The organism is Shinella sp. SUS2 (assembly GCF_001262505.1).
Lineage (GTDB): Bacteria > Pseudomonadota > Alphaproteobacteria > Rhizobiales > Rhizobiaceae > Shinella.
The window spans coordinates 48,071-66,219 of sequence record NZ_KQ410723.1 but is presented as its reverse complement, the minus strand read 5'-3'; the positions used below and the strand labels follow the sequence as shown (position 1 = coordinate 66,219).

Genomic DNA, 18,149 nt, shown 5'->3' with positions numbered 1-18,149 from the left:
GCAGGCGATCTGCGCAGCCACGGTGAAACTGACCCGCAGTTTCACGATGCCTATATGGAAAGGAACAAGACAATGACCAAAACCTTGAGCACGACCTTTGTAACCGCCCTCCTCGCCGCATCCGTTTACGGCAGCACCGCAGCGCTCGCAGGCGGTGACGGCGATTACTATCGTAGCGTCGACCGCGACCAGGCGCAGAGCCAGACCATCGACCCCGTCACCACGCAGAGCGTCGGCAACGGCGATGCAGCGTCCGCGTCGATCGAGGTAGCCGTCGGCCCGGCCAAGGGCGACTACTACAAGGGCCTTGACCGGGACGACCGCTGAACGCCGATCGTGTGACAACCAGACCACCTCCCAAGACTGATCAAGGAATGAAACGATGAGCAAGTCTCTCACCACAACCTTCGCCGTCTCGTTGCTCGCAGCCTCGCTGTTCGGCGGCTCGGCCGCCCTTGCCGGCGGCAGCTACTACGAAGGCACCTGGCCCAGCGCCAAGCAAGACCGGATGATCGAAGCCAAGCGCCAGGCCCGCATGGCAAACGGCTACGTCTATCCCCGGACGGAAACCACAACCCGCCGGGTCGGTCCCGCCAACGGCGACTACTATCCTGGCCTCGACCGTACAGCGGTCGCCAACTAGCGAAGAGAGTTCTCCCAACCGCCGCCAAGGCTCCCGGTTCCGCCCCCGGGAGCTTTGTTCGTTTTTGGCCAAGGCAGCGCCGGCCGAAATGCCGCACGCGGGCGATTGTCGCGGTGCGGCAACGTGGGCGGAGGGGCAGAATTGACCTTTGCCTGTTTTGGACCACATTCTTTTCTGCGACCGCGGCCTGTCGAGGCCCGCGCCAGCCTTACGAAAGGACGTGGCCAATGTTCGAATCGTTGGACGCAACACTGCTCGCCCGATTCCAGTTTGCCTTTACGGTGTCGTTCCACATCATCTTCCCCGCCTTTTCGATCGGTCTGGCGAGCTATCTCGCCGTGCTGGAAGGGCTGTGGCTCTGGACGAGGGACGAGGTCTATTTCGCGCTCTTCAATTTCTGGAAGACGATCTTCGCGCTCGCCTTCGGCATGGGCGTCGTCTCCGGCATCGTCATGTCCTACCAGTTCGGCACGAACTGGAGTGTCTTTTCCGACAAGGCGGGGCCGGTCATCGGCCCGCTGATGGGCTATGAGGTGCTGACCGCCTTCTTCCTGGAGGCTGGCTTCCTCGGCGTCATGCTGTTCGGCCTCAACCGCGTCGGCCCGAAACTGCACTTCTTCGCCACGCTCATGGTCGCCGTCGGCACGCTGATCTCGGCCACCTGGATCCTTGCCGCCAATTCCTGGATGCAGACGCCGGCTGGCTTTTCCATCAACGATGTCGGCCAGTTCGTGCCGATTGACTGGTGGGCCGTGATCTTCAACCCGTCCTTCCCCTATCGCCTCGTGCACATGGTGCTGGCTGCCTATCTCACCACGGCCTTCGTGGTCGGTGGTGTCGGCGCGTACCATCTCCTGCGCGGCGATGCGCCGAAGCGTGCGAGGAAGATGTTCTCCATGGCGATGTGGATGGCGGCCATCGTCGCACCGATCCAGATCTTCGCGGGCGACATGCATGGCCTCAACACGCTGGAGCATCAGCCGGCCAAGGTCATGGCGATGGAGGGGCACTACCAGAGCCATCCCGACGGTGCGCCGCTCATTCTGTTCGGCATTCCGAATTCGGCCGAACAGCGCGTCGATTACGCCATCGAGATCCCGAAACTGTCGAGCCTCATCCTGAAGCATGACCTCAATGCACCGCTTGCCGGGCTCGATACGATACCGAAGGAGCTGCAGCCGCCGGTCGCTATCGTCTTCTGGTCCTTCCGCATCATGGTCGCCATCGGCTTTGCCATGCTGGGTATAGGGCTGTGGTCGTTGTGGTGTCGGTGGCGCGGGACGCTCGGCGAGAACCGCTGGCTGCACCGCGCCGCCGTCCTGATGGGCCCCGCCGGCTTCCTCGCCGTTCTGGCCGGCTGGGTAACGACGGAGGTCGGCCGCCAGCCCTATACCGTCTACGGCCATCTCCTCACCGCCAATTCCGTCGCGCCCATCGATGCGCCGGCCGTCGCCACTTCGTTGATCGCGTTCATTGTGGTCTATTTCCTCGTCTTCGGCGCCGGCACCTTCTACATCCTGCGCCTGATGGGCCGCCTGCCGCGCGACCCCATGCCGGATCTTGCGGAAGGTCCTCTCCGTTCGGCCGGTATCACGCCCGCCGCCGCCGTCGCCACCAAGTCCGGGAGCCATCACCATGGCCATTGATCTTCCCTTCATCTGGGCAGCCATCATCGCCTTCGCGGTGCTCGCCTATGTCATCCTCGACGGCTTCGATCTCGGCGTCGGCATCCTCTTTCCCTTCTTCAAGGAGAAACACGATCGCGACGTGATGATGAATTCCGTCGCGCCCGTCTGGGACGGCAACGAGACCTGGCTGGTGCTGGGCGGTGGCGGACTGATGGCCGTCTTCCCGCTTGCCTATGCCACCATCCTGCCGGCGCTCTACATGCCGCTGCTCCTCATGGTGCTCGGCCTCATCTTCCGCGGCGTCGCTTTCGAATATCGCTGGCGCACCCAGCGCGGCGAATTCCTCTGGGATATCGCCTTTTCCGGCGGCTCCATGGTTGCCGCCTTCACGCAAGGGGTGGCGCTCGGCGCCCTGGTACAGGGCATTCCGGTGGAAAACCGTGCCTATGTCGGCGGCTGGTGGGACTGGCTGACGCCTTTCTCCGTTGCCACGGGGTTTGCGCTCCTCGTCGGCTACGCGTTGCTCGGCGCCACTTGGCTGGTGATGAAGACGAGTGGTCCGCTTGCCGAGCGTGCCCGCGGCTACGCCCTGAAGGCCGGTATCGGCACGCTCTTGGCCATGGGGGTCTTCAGCCTGTGGACGCCTTTCCTGGAGCCGCTCTACTTCGACCGCTGGTTCCACTGGCCGACGCTTCTCTTCAGCCTGCTGGTGCCGCTGCTCGTGCTCGGTTGCTTTGCTTTGCTGGTCCAGGGCCTCAGGACGGAGCACGATTCGCGGCCCTTCATTGCCGCGCTCGGCCTTTTTGTTCTCGGCTTCGCCGGTATCGGCATCAGCTTTTATCCCTACATCGTGCCGACCTCACTGACGATCTGGCAGGCCGCCGCACCGGAGGAGAGCCTTGCCTTCCTGCTGGTCGGCGCGCTGGTGCTCATTCCCATGATCCTTGGCTACACCGCCTATGCCTATTGGGTCTTCCGCGGCAAGGTCGATCCCGAGGAGGGTTACCACTGATGACGGAGGGTTCGACCGGCCGTAAACTGCTCTGGTTCGTCGGCCTCTGGGCGGGCGGCGTGCTGGCGGTGACGATCCTTGGCTTTGCCATCAAACTTGCCATCGGCACGTAGCCGGCTCTCGAAAACGCCCCGCATGGCCGAGGAAAAACAACGGCTCACGTTACGTAAAAGCGTCCAGCCTCGCGCCAGCTTGCTTGCCTAGGTTCCGCCTCGGCCAGCATGCAGGCCCGCAAGTGGAAGACAGGACCGCACCCTCCTTCCGCTTAACCCCCGGGCCTGCATGTGGCCTTGCGTCTCAGGAGACGCTGCCGGCTTCCCCCCCAAACATTCCTCTGCTATCGGGGTCCCGACAAGGGAGACCGCAATGGCGAAGACGGCCGCAGACTGCACGACGATGGCGGACATCCGGGAAAACATCGATCGGGTCGACCGGGCGCTGATGGCGCTCTTTGCCGAGCGCTGGAGCTTCATCGGCCGGGCGGCCGAGATCAAGGCCGGGCTCGACATCCCTGCCGACGTGCCGGAGCGCGTCCGGGAAGTGCGCGACAACGCGCACCGTAATGCCGAGGTCCTTGGCCTCGACGGTGCCTTCTACGAAGAGATCTGGGCGCGGCTTATCGACCGCGCCATCGCCCACGAAAAGGCGCTGCTCGGCGAAAAATAGCCGTCAGATCTGGTTGCGCTTGCCGAGGTGCTCTTCCCAGTCGAGCGCTGTGCGCACGATGAAGCCGAGATTGTCATGCTCCGGCGTCCAGCCCAATTCCCGCATCGCGACGGAGGGGTTGGCGACGATCAGCACCGCATCGCCCGGCCGGCGGGGGGCGAAGCGCACCGGAAAGTCCCTGCCGGAAACGGTTTTCACCTGTTCCAGCACTTCCAGCACGGAGAAGCCGCGGCCATAGCCGCAATTGGCGACGATCGAACCACCGCCTGCCCGCATGCGCTGCAGCGCCTTCAGATGTGCATTGGCGAGGTCGCTGACGTGGATATAGTCGCGCACGCAGGTGCCGTCAGGCGTCGGATAGTCGGTGCCGAAGACATCCATGCCGGCGCGCTTGCCGAGGGCCGCCTCGCTCGCCACCTTGATGAGATGTGTGGCTCCTGCCGTCGACTGGCCGGAGCGTCCACGCGGATCTGCGCCGGCGACGTTGAAGTAGCGCAGCGCCGTATAGGTGAAGTCGTGCGCGGCGGCCGTGTCGCGCAGCATGATCTCGGTCATCAGCTTGGACGAACCATAGGGCGATTCCGGTCGCAGCGCCGCGCTTTCCAGCACCGGTTCCGTGCCGTCGGGCGTGCCGTAGACGGCGGCGGTGGAGGAGAAGACGAAATGCGGGATCTTCGCCGTGACGGCCGCGGCGATCAGCGCCCGTGACTTGGCCGTGTTGTTGTCGTAGTAGGAGAGGGGATCGGCAACCGATTCCGGAACGATGATCGACCCGGCAAAATGGATGATCGCGTCGATGCTGTTTTCGGAGAAGATCTGCGCCAGCAGCGCGGCATCGGCGAGGTCGCCCTCGTAGAAGCGCGCCTCGGGCGCCACGGCCCAGCGGAAGCCGGTCGAGAGCCGGTCGAGCACAACGACCTCCTCGCCGGCATCGATGAGCGCCCAGACCATGTGGCTGCCGATGTAACCCGCACCGCCCGTAACCAGAACCGCCATGTCATTCCCCGAATCGACTGAATTGCCGGCATATCACCCTGCCGGCCGGCAAGACGCAACCGCAATTGCGGCGCATTTGCGGGTCGCTCCTGCCCAACACAAGGAAGACCATCATGTCCGATCGCTTCATCGTACTTTCCGGCTGTTCCGGCGGAGGGAAGTCCACGCTTCTGGAAGAGCTTCGCCGGCGCGGCCACGCCGTTGTCGAGGAGCCCGGCCGCCGTATCGTGCAGGCGGAGCTGGCAGTTGGTGGTACTGCCTTGCCCTGGCTGGATCTCGCCGCCTTTGCCAGGCAGGCCATTGCGATGGCGCTCGCCGATCGGGCGGCAATGCAGCACCATTCCGGCTTTGTCTTCTTCGATCGTGGTCTGATCGACGCGGCCGTCGCTCTCGATGCGGAGGGCGGGCAGCCGGCTCTGCCTGCGCTGGCCGCGGCGCATCGCTACAACAGGCAGGTCTTCCTCACGCCGCCCTGGCCGGAAATCTACGCCGCCGATCCGGAGCGCCGGCATGATCTTGCGGCCGCGCTTGCCGAATACGCGCGGTTGGAAAAGGCCTATCCCGCGCTCGGCTACGAGGTTGCGGTCGTGCCGAAAATGCTGGTGGCCGAGCGCGCTGATTTCGTGCTCGGCCATCTTTGATCGCCGTCAGCGCGCGGCGATGTAGCGGGCAAGCCGGTCGGCCGCCTCCGCGACCTGCCCGGGATCGCGCAGGAAACAGGCGCGCATGAAGAGTTCGCCGCCCGGCCCGAAAGCCGTGCCCGGTGCAAGCCCGACATTGGTGCGGTCGACGATGTCGAGCGCGGCATGGCGCGAATCCGTCACGCCATCGATCTTCAGGAAGGCATAGAGCGCCCCGTCCGGCTTCAGCGTCTCGACGCGGTTGGTGGCGATCAGCGCGTCACAGAAGACGTCGCGGTTCTTCGTGGCCTTGTCGATATTCGCCTGCACGAAGGCATCGCCCTCGTCGAGCGCCACGATGGCGCCCTGCTGCAGGAACTGCGGCACACCCGAGGTGGAATACTGGATGAGGTTTTCCAGCACCTGGCCGATTTCGGGTGGGGCGACGATCCAGCCGACGCGCCAGCCGGTCATCGACCAGTTCTTGGAGAAAGAATTGACGAAGACGACCTTGTCGCCGTCCTCCATCACGTCGAGGAAGGAGGGCGCCCGACCGCCGGCATAGTGGTACAGCGCATAGATCTCGTCGGCCATGATCCAGAGGCCATGGCGCCGTGCGATGGCCAGCAGGCTGGCAAGGTCATCGCGCGTCGCCGTCCAGCCGGTCGGATTGGAGGGTGTGTTGACGAACAGAACGCGGGTCTTCGGGGTGATCGCCGCCTCCACGCGTTCAAGGTCGATCTGCCAGCGCCCGCCGGCAAAGGCGAGCGGAACGGCGATGGGATTGGCGCCCGAAAGCTCGGCTGCCGCGGCGAAATTCGGCCAGGCTGGTGTCAGGTAGACCATGTCGTCGCCCGGCGAGACGAGCGCCTCGATCGCCAGCTTGATCGCCTGCATGCCCGAGCCGACGACATAGAAATGCTCGGCCGGCAACGCCGCACCGAAGCGCCGGGCATAGTAGCGCGAAAGGGCGGCGCGCAGCTCCGGAATCCCGCGCTGCCAGGTGTAGAAGGTCTCGCCGCGCAGCAGCGCCTCGGCCGCGGGCCGGGCAATGAAGTCCGGCGTCGGCAGGTCCCCTTCGCCAACCCAGAGCGGGATCAGCCCGTCGCGCCCGCGCGCATAGTTGACCACTTCGACGATCCCGCTTTCCGGGGCGCGGAGCGAGCGCGGGCTGAGGCTTTCGATGAGGGACATGGAAGATCACTCCGGCAGGATTGGAACACGTTTCACGACGATGACGGGCCCAAGACCTAGCCGGTTTCTGCCCGTCATTCACGCCAGTTTCGCTGACATACCCATCGAAATCGGTGATGGAAGAGTGCGGATTTTGTGCCGCTGGCTGACGTTCAGGCTCCTGTCAGGCGCACGGCCGATCCTGCTGCCACAATTGGCAGGGAAGGCAGGCATGAAGCGGTTCTTGAAGTGGGTTGCGCTTACCTATGGCGCGGCAGGCGTCGTGCTCGGCATCTATCTCGTGGCGATCCAGCTCACCGGCAATTTCGCCACCGTGGTGCCCGGAGAGGTCTACCGCTCGAACCAGCCCACGCCGGCCGAGATCGCAGCCTATGCCGCGCGCTACAAGATCCGAACCATCGTCAATTTGAGGGGGCGGAACGAGCGGGCGGCCTGGTACAGGGACGAGGTCGCCGCAGCCAAGCGTCTCGGCCTCACCCTCATTGATTTCCCCATGCAGGCCGACCGGCGTCTCGACCCCAAGGCGGCGGACGAACTCGCCACGCTCCTAAAGGACGCGCCCCGCCCGATCCTCATCCATTGCCGTTCGGGCTCCGACCGCACGGGCCTTGCCTCCGTCATCTACCTCGCCCGCATCGCCCGGATCGACGAGGAAACCGCCGAACGCCAGCTCTCCATCCGCTACGGCCACATCGGCATCCCCTTCCTCTCGCCGACCTACGCGATGGACGAAAGCTGGGAGGAAATGGAAGAAGCGGCGCGCTCGGCCGGCTAGGCCACTGGCTCATAAGTCCGCAGCCATATTCGTAGTGCGTCGAGTTGGATGGATGCCAGGAAGGTGTCGTCGCGTTTGTCGTGTCGGGTTGCAACGGCTCGGAAGTGTTTGATCTTGCTGAAGAAGCGTCCGGCGCGGTTGCGTCTGCTATAGAGCACAGCGTCAAAGGCCGGAAAACGCCTTTGCGTCGGCATGGGGCGGCTGTTGGCCACCGCACCGCAGGCGGTGAAAGTATCACGCAATGCGTCGCTGTCGTAGGCGCGATTAGCGAGCAGCGTCTGGCCCGCACCGATCGACCCCTACATGTCAGCCGCCGAGCGCCCGTCATGCGCCTGGCCTTCGGTCAGCTTCACCCGGATCGGACCGACCGGGGACATTGAAGAGCACATGCATCTTGGTGGTCAGCCCACCGCGTGAATGACCCATGCAATGGGATCGCTCCCTTTTCGAGCCGTTCGCCCATGCCGGTGAGCCCGGATCGAAGAACTGCCGATCACCTGGATGTCGCCGTCGTAAGCCTTTGAGACAGCTTGCAGAATGTGTGTCCAATGACCCGCTCGCCACCAGCGATTGAAGCGATTCACGCAGGTCGGGTACGCGATCAAAAAAGGCATTCCAAACACGTTGCCAAAAATTAGGTTTGGTGCCTCCCTGGCACTGGTCAGCGAGACAGCAACTACGGAAACTCTATCCGGAGGCTAGAAAAGAGGAAATCTGCGAGGTCTTCCCCGGGGTGGACTGGCGGAAAATCCAGTCAGCTGCCCGCTATTACGGTTATCGTCGAAAGAAAAAGCCTTACAAGATCACCGGCATTATCTCGCTCGATCAAAGTCGAAGCCGTTGTTATGATATAGGTTAGGCCATGCGCGACTTCGACGGGGAAGCCGGAACGAAAAGATGTTTTCAAACCCGCGGCTACCGCAGCAAATATCCGAATTTTGGAGCTATCAATCGAGGCGTAAAGGCGCCCAGGGGACGCCTCGAAATTCGCGGGGATGAGCAACGCGAATTCTCACTAAGCATTTTACGGCCCCCAGCAAAATGCTTTCCCCGTATGGCTAAGCGGCTGGTTGGCTAAACTGACAGCATCCCTCGACCCGCAAGGAGCTGAGGGCTGCTTTAAAGAGGTTTTCCAGTAGCCTGAATAACCTTTCGAAACGTCAGAGATATCCTTCTGCCGCGATTCACTTTCGTATCGTCCACGACATCTGACTTTCGGGCTGGAATTTCATGCGTCCAGTCATATTGGCTCACCCCCTTCAGCAATATGCCTGAGTGTGGATGGAGCAAAACTGCAAGTGATCTGGAACTGGATCGTTCCCGAAAATTCATCTCGCATTGGGACAAAAGGCTTATCGAAATGATCGTGTCATCGAAACACGGCGCACAATCGACGTGGGCGCTTATGCCTTGACCCGGCAAATACTCATTCGCGATCACTTGATCTGGCAAATCAACGAAATAGCCCCGCGTGACCAATCGTTTTGCAAACGTTTCAAGCCATGGAGGTAGCTTACCTAGATAAGCGTCTGCCAAAACGGCACGCGCTCTATAGTCATAGAGATAGCCAAAATGCAGCACGCGGCGCTTAAGCGCATTGCTCCATTCTCCGGCGTCGAGCGGATCTTTGATTGCCTCCTCCTCTCGGGAAAGGAATTCGGGAATGTATGTGGCACCCGGAGGCAGGGTCGCCGCATCTAAGGCGTGATCCATTTGCGGCTAATCCTCTCCTTTAACCGAAACACGTAGGTCACAAATTCGTCGCTCTCGTCGACGGCTCCAACGCCGTCGTCTTTCGTCTTTACATGCGAGTAACCGGCACAGTCCGAAAAGTGGAACGGATACGCTGCTAGCACGCCTGCGCTAAAACTGTGCGAACGCATGACCGTGGCAGGCATGCCGGGCCTTGAAGGAAAAGAGCAATTTTGCGGGGTGTGCTAGACGTGTGCTAGCGTATTTCCAGCACATGCTGGCTCAAAGAGCTTTTCAAAAATTCAATGATTTTAAGGGCTTAATGGTGCCCGGAGGCGGATTTGAACCACCGACACGCGGATTTTCAATCCGCTGCTCTACCAACTGAGCTATCCGGGCATCTGGTTGGATTTCACTTGGAAATCCGTGGGGCGCTTGGTTTCGCCCCGGAAGCGAGCGGGGTTATAGCATCTTGCAAAAATGTGTCCAGCCCTCTCGGGTGTTTTTTGCGGGAAAAATGGCTGGCTTTGCAAGCTGTGGAAAAGATTGTGTTTTCAGCGTGTGACAGGAGCGTCACATATCGTCCTCGTCGGCTTTCGTTTCGTCGTCGGCGACGGGAATGGCGTAGGAGCCGGAGAGCCAGCGGTTGAGATCGACGTCGCGGCAGCGGTTCGAGCAGAAGGGATAGTGCTCGCGCGCCGAAGGGCGCTTGCAGATCGGGCAGGGTACGGCCTTGCGCAAGGGGGCGACGGTGGCCGTCGGTTTTTCGCTCTCGTTCACCACGTCAGGCGTCCGTCCAGCCGGCATGCACGTCGAAGCCTTCGCCGGATAGCAGGGCGAGGGTTTCGTACAGCGGCAGGCCGACCACGTTGGTGTAGGAGCCAGCCAGCTTGACGACGAAGCTGCCGGCAATGCCTTGGATGGCGTAGCCGCCTGCCTTGCCGCGCCATTGGCCGGAGGCGAGATAGGCCTCGATGTCGGTGGTCGAGAGCCGCTTGAAGCGGACCTTCGTGTCGATGACCTTCTGGCGCACGGTCCGGTCCGGTGTGACGAGGCACACGCCGGTGAAGACACGGTGGCTGCGGCCGGAGAGCAGGTGCAGGGCGCTGGAGGCCTCGTCGATCATCTCCGTCTTCGGCAGGATGCGCCGGCCGACGGAGACGACCGTATCGGCCGCCAGGATATAGCTGCCGACAAAGGCGGGATCACCCTTGATGGCAGCGAGCGCCGCCTGTGCCTTGCCCGTGGAGAGCCGGCGCGCCAGCGAGCGGGGATGCTCGGAGCGCTTCGGCGTCTCGTCGATGTCCATGGGCATCAGGCGTGCGGGTTCAATGCCCGCCTGCGCGAGAAGTTCGACGCGGCGCGGCGAGCCGGATGCCAGGATGAGCGTGTCGGTCTGCGCCATGGGATCTCCGGGGTGCGCCGGTTTCAGCTCTCGGGCTGCAGGCCGGGCAGAGGCGCGGCCGCACATCCCGTTGGGAGGAGCTTACTTGAAACGATAGGTGATGCGGCCCTTGGTGAGGTCATAGGGCGTCATCTCGACCAGTACCTTGTCGCCGGCGAGAACGCGGATGCGGTTCTTGCGCATGCGGCCTGCGGTGTGCGCGATGATCTCATGCTCGTTTTCGAGCTTGACGCGGAAGGTGGCGTTCGGGAGCAGTTCCGTCACGACGCCGGGAAATTCGAGGACTTCTTCTTTTGCCATCTTTGAGCGATATTCCTGTAGGGTGGATTCGGGGAGGCCGGATGCCCGCCTCGAAAAAGTTGCCGGAAACTACACAATCCCCAGTGCTTTGTGAACACCGAAGCGCCGGCTTTCTGCATTTGCCGGAAACAGGGCAGCTATGCGCCTAGCCAGGGGCCTTCAAACGCTTCTCTATCAGCATCTTCAGGAACTCGCGAACCTCGCGGTAGGAGCTGAGAATCTGCTCGCGGGTGCCGGTCGCCACTGTCGGATCGGGCGTCGGCCAGTACATGACGTCGACGGCCATGGAGCGGGTGAGCTCGAGCGCGGCGTGGTGCGCTTCCGGGGCGAGCGTCACGATGAGGTCGAAATAATCGTCCTCAAGTTCGTCGAGCGAGTGCGGCGCATGGCGGCCGAGCGAGAGGCCCACTTCGCCGAGCACGGCATCGACGAACGGATCGCGTTCGCCGGGACGCACGCCGGCCGAGGCGACATAGGTGCCAGGCAGCACGCTGCGGGCGATCGTCTCGGCCATCGGCGAGCGCACCGCATTCATGCGGCACATGAAGAGTATCGAACGGGGCGTTCGCGACCGGGCTTCCTGTGGTGCCGGGAAGACGCCCTCCATCCACTCACCCGCGCCAGTAGAGAACGCAGACGAGCGTGAAAAGCCGGCGCGCGGTATCGAAGTCGAAGCGGATCTTTCCCGAAAGCCGGTCCATCAGCGTCTGCGAGCCCTCGTTGTGGATACCGCGCCGGCCCATGTCGATCGCCTCGATCTGGCTGGGCGTTGCCGAGCGGATCGCCTGGTAGTAGCTCTCGCAGATCAGGAAATAGTCCTTCACGATGCGCCGGAAGGGCGTCAGCGAGAGGATATGGGTGGCCACGGCCTCGCCCGCTTCGGTGCGGATGGCGAAGACCAGCTTGGAATCGAGCAGCGAGATGTTGAGGCGGTAGGGGCCGCCCGCATGGCCGATCGGCTCGAACGAATTCTCCTCGATAAGGTCGAAGATGGCAACGGCACGCTCGTGCTCCACATCCGGCGTGGCGCGGCCGATCGTGTCGTCCAGCACCACGTCGCAGAGGCGGAAGCTGCCCTTTTGGCCCATGCCCTATGTCTCCAGGTTGAGCCGGATGGCGACGGAACGGGCATGCGCGCCGAGCCCTTCGGCCTCGGCAAGCGTGACGGCGGCAGGGCCGAGGGCCCGCAGCTGGTCGGCGCCAAGCCGGAGGATCGAGGTCCGCTTCATGTAGTCGAGCACCGAGAGGCCGGAGGAGAAGCGCGCGGACCGGGCTGTCGGCAGCACATGGTTCGAGCCGCCGACATAGTCGCCGATGACCTCGGGCGTGTGGCGGCCGACGAAGATGGCGCCGGCATTGCGGATTTTGGACATTAGCGCGTCGGGATCGGCGGTGGCGATCTCCAGGTGCTCGGCCGCGATGCGGTTGGCGAGCGGCACGGCCCTGGCAAGGTCCGGCACGAGGATGATGGCGCCGAAATCCCGCCAGCTCGCGGCGGCGGTCTCGGCACGCTTCAGCGTCTTCAACTGCCGCTCGACGGCGGCCTCGACCGCGTCGGCAAGCACCACGCTGTCGGTGACGAGGATCGATTGCGCGCCGACATCGTGTTCGGCCTGGGCGAGAAGGTCGGCGGCGAGCCAGTCCGGATCGTTGTCGCCATCGGCAATGACGAGCACTTCGGAGGGACCGGCGATCATGTCGATGCCGACCGTGCCGAAGACCTGGCGCTTGGCGGCGGCGACGAAGGCGTTGCCCGGTCCGGTGATCTTGGCGACAGGGGCGATCGTCTGCGTGCCGTAGGCAAGGGCCGCGACAGCCTGCGCGCCGCCGATGCGATAGATCTCGTCGATGCCGGCGATGCGCGCGGCGGCGAGCACCGCCGGGTTGATCTCGCCGTCCTTCGCCGGCACGACCATGACGAGGCGCGGCACGCCGGCGACCTTGGCCGGTACGGCATTCATCAGCACGGAACTCGGATAGCTCGCGGTGCCGCCCGGCACGTAGAGGCCGACGGCGTCGATTGCCGTCCAGCGCGAGCCGAGGCCGACGCCGATGTCATCCTCGTAGATGTCGTCCTTCGGCCGCTGGCGGGCATGGTGTTTTTCGATACGCTGGGCGGCAAGCTCGAGCGCGGCGATGATCTTCGGATCGACCGCGTCATAGGCCGTCTCGATCTCCTCCAGCGAGACGCGCATGGAGGTGACGGAAAAATCGAGGCCGTCGAATTTCTTCGAATAGTCGGCCAGCGCCGCGTCGCCGCGGGCGCGCACGTCCTCGATGATCGTGCGCACGACGGCATTGACGTCTTCGGAGACCTCGCGCTTGGTGGTCAGGAAGGCAGCGAACCGGCTTTCGAAATCACTGCTCTGGTAGTCAAGTCTGATCGCCAAGTCGTCCGTCCTGTCGTCTTCCGGCCAAAGCGCCGGCAAAAATCCTTCAAACCGCCGGATGGCGGGGCTTCAAGCTGGTTTCCCATGCCCCGCCGGTATCTGCAAGCTGAACTTCGACGCATTCCACATCGAGCGCGATGGAGGCGCTGCCGGAGAGTACGAGTTCCAGCGTGCCGTCCGGGCCTTCGCCCTTCTGGGTGAAATTCACGGCGAGCAGGGAGAAGACGGCGTCCTGGTCCTTGCGGTCTATACCGAGCGAGCGCACGGCGTTGACACGCTTGAAGGCGACGACGGCACGGCGGCGCTCGAAGGCCTTGCCGCGGCCGGCCGCCTTTTCCCAGACGAAGCGGTTGACGACGACGGAAAAGATGCCGTGGCGGGCGTCATAGGAGAGGCCGTCGGTCTTGAAGACGGCGTCCTGCAGATGGGTGGAAACGACGGAAAGGTCTTCCGTATCGAGAGCGAGCAGTTTCAGGCTGTCCATGGTGCGTCCTTCAGGGGCAATCCGGCGAAGGGGCGGGAAAGCGCCTTCGCAAGCGGCATTGCGGAAAATGCTTGGGAACGCCGCGGTTTGCAGCATCCCGGTCTTTCCCACGAGATAGGACGGCGCGCGGCAGACTGCAACGCCTGCCGCGCAAGGAAGATCAGTCGCTGACGCGTTCGACGACGGCGCCGCAACGGGTGAGCTTTTCCTCGAGCCGCTCGAAACCGCGGTCGAGGTGGTAGACGCGCGAGACCATGGTCTCGCCTTCGGCGGCAAGGCCGGCGATGACCAGCGAGACCGAGGCGCGCAGGTCCGTTGCCATGACCGGGGCGCCGCGCAGCCGCTCGACGCCTTCGATCTTGGCCGTCTGGCCGGAGAGCGAGATCTTCGCGCCGAGGCGGGCCAGCTCCTGCACATGCATGAAGCGGTTCTCGAAGATCGTCTCGGTGATGTGCGAAATGCCGCTCGACTTGGTCATCAGGCCCATGAACTGGGCCTGCAGATCGGTCGGGAAGCCCGGGAAGGGATCGGTGACCACGTCGACCGGCTTGATGCCACCGCCATTGCGCACGATGCGGATGCCGCTTTCCGTCGAGGTGATCTCGGCGCCGGACCGGCGGATCGCTTCGAGTGCGGTATCGAGCAGCGCAGCATCGGTGCCTTCGAGCGTCACGTCACCGCCCGTCATGGCGACCGCCATGGCATAGGTGCCGGTTTCGATGCGGTCGGGCAGCACGCGGTGGCGCGCGCCGGACAGCTGGGTGACGCCCTCGATGGTGATCGTCGCGGTGCCTGCACCGGATATCTTGGCGCCCATGGCGTTGAGGCACTTGGCGAGGTCCTGCACTTCCGGCTCGCGGGCGGCATTGCCGATGACCGTCGTGCCCTTGGCGAGCGTCGCCGCCATCATCAGGACGTGCGTCGCACCGACGGAGACCTTCGGGAAGGTGTAGCGCGCACCGATAAGACCGCCGTCCGGCGCCGTCGCCTCGATGTAGCCGCCGTCGATCTCGATCTTCGCGCCAAGCGCGGCAAGCGCCTCGATGAAGAGGTCGACCGGGCGCGTGCCGATGGCGCAGCCGCCTGGCAGCGAGACGCGGGCCTTGCCTTCGCGGGCAAGCAGCGGGCCGATGACCCAGAAGGAGGCGCGCATCTTCGAGACGAGCTCGTAGGGCGCCGTGGTGTCGACGATGTTGCGCGAGGTGAAGTGGATCGTGCGGGAATAGCCTTCGCCCTGGCGCTCGCGGCGGCCATTGACGGAAATGTCGGCGCCGTGGTTGCCGAGGATGCGGATGAGCTGCTCGACGTCGGCAAGGTGCGGCACGTTTTCCAGCGTCAGCGTGTCGTCGGTGAGAAGCGAGGCGATCATCAGCGGCAGCGCGGCATTCTTGGCGCCGGAAATCGGGATGGTGCCCCGAAGTTCGTTGCCGCCTACAATTCGGATACGATCCATGTGCGATTACGGGCCGGGCCCGCCTTTCTCAAAGAATTTCGGCTTTCGGAGATGGCGGCCTCTTTAGAGCATCGCGATCGAAAAATGAAGACCATGCCGGCCGCCCGCCCTTTTGCGCGCGCCGGTTGGAAAACCACCCCCGTCGTCTTCGGCTGAAGACATGCCCGACTAACCGTCCGATTCGTCTTTTTTTGCGGCAGGATTGCCTCCGGGAAGTCCGGTCGTTTCGTCCGCCGCGCCGGCCCGGCGGGCGCGCGCCTGCTGTTTTCGCCGCTGGAGATTGTCGCGCAACGTCTTGGCCAGCCGCTCCGCGCGAATCTCCGCTTCGGTCCTGATCTTCCCGCTTTTTGTCTCGTCTTTGCCGTTCATCTCCGTCCTCTTATCGAAATCCATCCCGGCAAAAAAGCACCGCCATCACCAGATTTGTTGCAACAATCGCGAAATCGCCGCTTGCACTGCCGGATGACCTATGGCAATAGGCCCTCGCTCACGCGGAACAGACCTTCGTTTCGCCGGATGCTGCTATAGCTCAGGGGTAGAGCACTCCCTTGGTAAGGGAGAGGCCGAGAGTTCAAATCTCTCTAGCAGCACCATTCTTTCTCCTCCCCGTCGTCCCATTTTCCAAAGCGCTCGCCGCCGCCGTCTTCTTGCGCGTGTGTCCCGGTGGTTCGCCGACGACGCGTTTGAAGGCGCGGGCGAAGGCGGCCTGCGAGCCGAAGCCGAGGCGGCGGGCGGCGGTGTCGATCGAGAGCTTGTCGCGGCGGAACCATTGCTCGGCAAGGCGCATGCGCAGGGCGAGGACGTAGCGCTGCGGCGTGACGCCCGTCACCTCGACGAAGCGTTTTGCGAAGACCGAGCGGGAGCTGCCCATTTCCCCGGCCATGTCGGCAAGCGTCCAGTTCCTGCCGGGCTCGCGGTGCAACGCCGCAATGACGCGGCCGAGGCGCGGGTCGCGCAGCGCCTCGATCCAGCCCGTCGCATCGCCGCAGCCGCACTCCACCCAGCCACGCACGATGGACGCGGCGATCACGTCGGCAAGGCGCGCGAGGATGCCGGCCGAGCCCACACGCTCCTCCCCCATTTCCCGTTCCATGGCATCGAGCAGCGGCATCAGTTCGGGCTGCCGGCCGATCAGCGCGCCGACCGACATGATCGGCGGCATGAGGCCGACCAGCGGGTGCAACGTGTCGAGTTCGAACTCCATGCGGCCGGTGAAGATCAGCGTATCGTTTTCCCGGTCGGCGGTCTTGATACAGGCCTCCACCGCTGCCACATCGGCGCAGAGCGGCTTTCGCGTGTAACTTTCGTAGTCACGGATCTGGATGTGCGATCCGGTGACGATCTCGTGCACTTCGCCGCGCGGCAGAAGCACGGCATCACCGCAGGCGAGTTCGCGCCCGACCTCGCCCGGCGCGCGCAGCAGGACCTTGCCGCGGGCGACGAAATGGAAGCGGGCTTCCGGCCCCGCCGGAAAGCGGATGCCGAAGGGTGGGCTGAGCTGGAGCCGGCCGTAGCTGGCACCGCGCAGGCGCATGCCCATCAGGAGTTCGCTGACGGGATCATGCTTGTTTTTTTGAAGGCCGGACGATTGATCAAACATTGCGGATAAAATGACATTGTGCGTCTTGCGTTTCAACCCACCTTTTGCAGCACGCACTGCAACAGGAAAGGGATGTCAGATGACGGATGCAACAATCGCAGCGCCGCAAAGCGACGCGGACGCGCGGCCGGCCTGGGGGGCCGTGATATCAATGACGTTCGGCGTGTTCGGGCTGGTGGGGGCGGAGTTCCTCCCCGCAAGCCTGCTGACGCCGATGGCGGCAGATCTCCGGATTTCTGAGGGCATGGCCGGCCAGGCGGTGACGGCGACGGCGGCGGTCGCGCTGGTGACGAGCCTGCTGATCACGGTGGTGACGCGCAGGATCGACCGGCGGCTCGTGCTGCTTGGCCTTTCTGTCCTCCTGATCTTCTCGAACCTCCTGGTGGCGATGGCGTCCAACCTCGCCATGCTGCTGGCTGGGCGGGTGCTGCTCGGCATGGCGCTCGGCGGTTTCTGGACGCTTTCGGCGGCCACCATGATGCGGCTGGTGCCGGAGGCCGTCGTACCGAAGGCCTTGTCGGTCATGTTCCTCGGCGTTTCGGCGGCCACGGTCTTCGCGGCGCCCGTTGGCAGCTATGTCGGTGATATCGTCGGCTGGCGGAATGTCTTTCTGGGCGCTGCCGTACTCGGCGCATTGGCGCTCGTCGTGCAGCTTGCGACGCTGCCTTCGCTTCCGCCGCGCGGCCATTCGCGCTTCGGCACGCTCGTCGAGGTCTTGGCACGGCCGGGCGTCGGCTTCGCAATGTTCGCGATCCTGCTCGTCTTCACCGGTCATTTTGCCTTCTTTACCTATATCAGGCCGTTCCTTGAAACGGTGACCGGTCTCGGTGTCGAGGGTTTCTCGGCTGTTCTCCTCGGCTTCGGCATTGCCACCTTCTTCGGCAACTATCTTGGCGCTGTGCTGCTGGAGCGCTCCATGCGCTTCACGTTGACGATCATGCCCGTCGTGATGGGGGTGCTCGCTCTCTCGCTCTCCACCTTCGGCGGCAGCCTTGCCGGCGATGCGGCCATGGTCGCCCTCTGGGGCCTTGCCTTCGGTGCCGTGCCGGTCGCCTGGTCGACGTGGATCACCCGCGCGGTGCCGGATGAGGCCGAGAGCGCAGGCGGCCTCTTCGTTGCCGCCATCAACTTCGCCATCGCCACCGGCGCCGCCGCAGGCGGAGCCTTGTTCGATGCAAGCGGCGTGACGAGCGTCTTCGTGGCCAGCGGCGCTGTTCTGTTGCTGGCAGCACTCACTATCGTCTCGGCTGTGCGCACCCGGCCGGCCTGACAGGACGGGATGGCGGCGGTC

The 18,149-nt window shown here is 63.8% G+C and carries 21 protein-coding genes and 2 tRNA genes; 9 read left to right on the top strand and 14 right to left on the bottom strand.

Going from position 1 to position 18,149, the window contains the following annotated elements:
• Positions 1-72 precede the first annotated feature (72 nt).
• The 5 genes from AKG11_RS00310 (at position 73) to AKG11_RS00290 (ending at position 3,949) form a co-directional block, all read left to right on the top strand.
• Entirely contained in the window at positions 73-327 is a 255-nt protein-coding gene (locus tag AKG11_RS00310) for a hypothetical protein (RefSeq protein ID WP_156334040.1), read from the top strand.
• Between the two features lie 55 nt (positions 328-382).
• Positions 383-643, top strand: coding sequence for a hypothetical protein (locus AKG11_RS00305; protein ID WP_023514984.1), 261 nt, complete (start codon positions 383-385; stop codon positions 641-643).
• A gap of 227 nt (positions 644-870) precedes the next feature.
• The gene (locus tag AKG11_RS00300; protein ID WP_050742573.1) at positions 871-2,289 is read left to right on the top strand and encodes a cytochrome ubiquinol oxidase subunit I; all 1,419 of its coding nucleotides are present in this window, start codon (positions 871-873) and stop codon (positions 2,287-2,289) included.
• Complete coding sequence (gene cydB / locus AKG11_RS00295) at positions 2,279-3,283, top strand: cytochrome d ubiquinol oxidase subunit II (protein ID WP_050742572.1); 1,005 nt, start codon at positions 2,279-2,281, stop codon at positions 3,281-3,283. The genes AKG11_RS00300 and cydB overlap by 11 nt, the downstream gene beginning before the upstream one ends.
• Before the next feature lie 366 nt (positions 3,284-3,649).
• On the top strand, positions 3,650-3,949 hold the full coding sequence (locus AKG11_RS00290; protein ID WP_050742571.1) for a chorismate mutase family protein: 300 nt from the start codon (positions 3,650-3,652) through the stop codon (positions 3,947-3,949).
• A gap of 3 nt (positions 3,950-3,952) precedes the next feature.
• On the opposite strand, the gene galE is transcribed toward AKG11_RS00290, so the two are convergent.
• Positions 3,953-4,945 (bottom strand): UDP-glucose 4-epimerase GalE, encoded by a 993-nt coding sequence (gene galE / locus AKG11_RS00285; RefSeq protein ID WP_050742570.1) that lies wholly within the window; start codon positions 4,943-4,945, stop codon positions 3,953-3,955.
• 113 nt (positions 4,946-5,058) lie between these two features.
• Here galE and AKG11_RS00280 point away from each other — a divergent pair, with 113 nt between their 5' ends.
• Positions 5,059-5,586 carry an AAA family ATPase gene (locus AKG11_RS00280; RefSeq protein WP_050742569.1) on the top strand — a complete coding sequence of 176 codons (528 nt, stop codon included), beginning with the start codon at positions 5,059-5,061 and terminating at the stop codon, positions 5,584-5,586.
• A gap of 6 nt (positions 5,587-5,592) precedes the next feature.
• Here AKG11_RS00280 and AKG11_RS00275 read toward each other — a convergent pair whose 3' ends face one another.
• Positions 5,593-6,759 carry a pyridoxal phosphate-dependent aminotransferase gene (locus tag AKG11_RS00275; RefSeq protein WP_050742568.1) on the bottom strand — a complete coding sequence of 389 codons (1,167 nt, stop codon included), beginning with the start codon at positions 6,757-6,759 and terminating at the stop codon, positions 5,593-5,595.
• Between the two features lie 211 nt (positions 6,760-6,970).
• Here AKG11_RS00275 and AKG11_RS00270 point away from each other — a divergent pair, with 211 nt between their 5' ends.
• A complete protein-coding gene (locus tag AKG11_RS00270) occupies positions 6,971-7,534 on the top strand; it encodes a dual specificity protein phosphatase family protein (protein ID WP_023515457.1) in 564 nt (187 codons plus the stop codon).
• A 1,119-nt stretch (positions 7,535-8,653) separates the two neighbouring features.
• Here AKG11_RS00270 and AKG11_RS33560 read toward each other — a convergent pair.
• From AKG11_RS33560 to AKG11_RS00215, 11 genes are all read right to left on the bottom strand, one after another.
• Positions 8,654-9,247 carry an alpha-ketoglutarate-dependent dioxygenase AlkB gene (locus AKG11_RS33560; protein WP_082342298.1) on the bottom strand — a complete coding sequence of 198 codons (594 nt, stop codon included), beginning with the start codon at positions 9,245-9,247 and terminating at the stop codon, positions 8,654-8,656.
• 302 nt (positions 9,248-9,549) lie between these two features.
• Positions 9,550-9,625: transfer RNA gene (locus AKG11_RS00260), tRNA-Phe, on the bottom strand.
• Between the two features lie 174 nt (positions 9,626-9,799).
• Positions 9,800-10,006 carry a DNA gyrase inhibitor YacG gene (gene yacG, locus AKG11_RS00255; protein ID WP_037405847.1) on the bottom strand — a complete coding sequence of 69 codons (207 nt, stop codon included), beginning with the start codon at positions 10,004-10,006 and terminating at the stop codon, positions 9,800-9,802.
• 4 nt (positions 10,007-10,010) lie between these two features.
• Positions 10,011-10,631, bottom strand: a complete 621-nt coding sequence (locus AKG11_RS00250; RefSeq protein WP_023514852.1) for a Maf-like protein — start codon at positions 10,629-10,631, stop codon at positions 10,011-10,013.
• A gap of 81 nt (positions 10,632-10,712) precedes the next feature.
• The gene (gene infA / locus AKG11_RS00245; protein ID WP_004435948.1) at positions 10,713-10,931 is read right to left on the bottom strand and encodes a translation initiation factor IF-1; all 219 of its coding nucleotides are present in this window, start codon (positions 10,929-10,931) and stop codon (positions 10,713-10,715) included.
• Positions 10,932-11,076: 145 nt separating this feature from the next.
• On the bottom strand, positions 11,077-11,538 hold the full coding sequence (locus tag AKG11_RS00240) for an arsenate-mycothiol transferase ArsC (protein WP_037405840.1): 462 nt from the start codon (positions 11,536-11,538) through the stop codon (positions 11,077-11,079).
• Between the two features lie 4 nt (positions 11,539-11,542).
• Entirely contained in the window at positions 11,543-12,019 is a 477-nt protein-coding gene (locus tag AKG11_RS00235; RefSeq protein ID WP_023514850.1) for a UPF0262 family protein, read from the bottom strand.
• Positions 12,020-12,022: 3 nt separating this feature from the next.
• Positions 12,023-13,321, bottom strand: a complete 1,299-nt coding sequence (gene hisD, locus AKG11_RS00230) for a histidinol dehydrogenase (RefSeq protein ID WP_023514849.1) — start codon at positions 13,319-13,321, stop codon at positions 12,023-12,025.
• Between the two features lie 46 nt (positions 13,322-13,367).
• Positions 13,368-13,805, bottom strand: coding sequence for a DUF2948 family protein (locus tag AKG11_RS00225; RefSeq protein WP_050742810.1), 438 nt, complete (start codon positions 13,803-13,805; stop codon positions 13,368-13,370).
• A 160-nt stretch (positions 13,806-13,965) separates the two neighbouring features.
• Positions 13,966-15,258 (bottom strand): UDP-N-acetylglucosamine 1-carboxyvinyltransferase, encoded by a 1,293-nt coding sequence (gene murA, locus AKG11_RS00220; protein WP_023514847.1) that lies wholly within the window; start codon positions 15,256-15,258, stop codon positions 13,966-13,968.
• Between the two features lie 168 nt (positions 15,259-15,426).
• Complete coding sequence (locus AKG11_RS00215) at positions 15,427-15,627, bottom strand: hypothetical protein (RefSeq protein WP_023514846.1); 201 nt, start codon at positions 15,625-15,627, stop codon at positions 15,427-15,429.
• A gap of 149 nt (positions 15,628-15,776) precedes the next feature.
• Here AKG11_RS00215 and AKG11_RS00210 point away from each other — a divergent pair.
• Positions 15,777-15,851, top strand: a tRNA-Thr gene (locus tag AKG11_RS00210).
• On the opposite strand, the gene AKG11_RS00205 is transcribed toward AKG11_RS00210, so the two are convergent.
• Positions 15,830-16,858: an AraC family transcriptional regulator gene (locus tag AKG11_RS00205; protein WP_050742809.1), complete on the bottom strand. Its 1,029-nt coding sequence runs from the start codon at positions 16,856-16,858 to the stop codon at positions 15,830-15,832. The two genes, AKG11_RS00210 and AKG11_RS00205, sit on opposite strands and share 22 nt — an antisense overlap.
• Before the next feature lie 79 nt (positions 16,859-16,937).
• On the opposite strand from AKG11_RS00205, the gene AKG11_RS00200 reads away from it, so the two are divergent.
• Positions 16,938-18,128 (top strand): MFS transporter, encoded by a 1,191-nt coding sequence (locus AKG11_RS00200; protein WP_023514845.1) that lies wholly within the window; start codon positions 16,938-16,940, stop codon positions 18,126-18,128.
• Positions 18,129-18,149 lie beyond the last annotated feature (21 nt).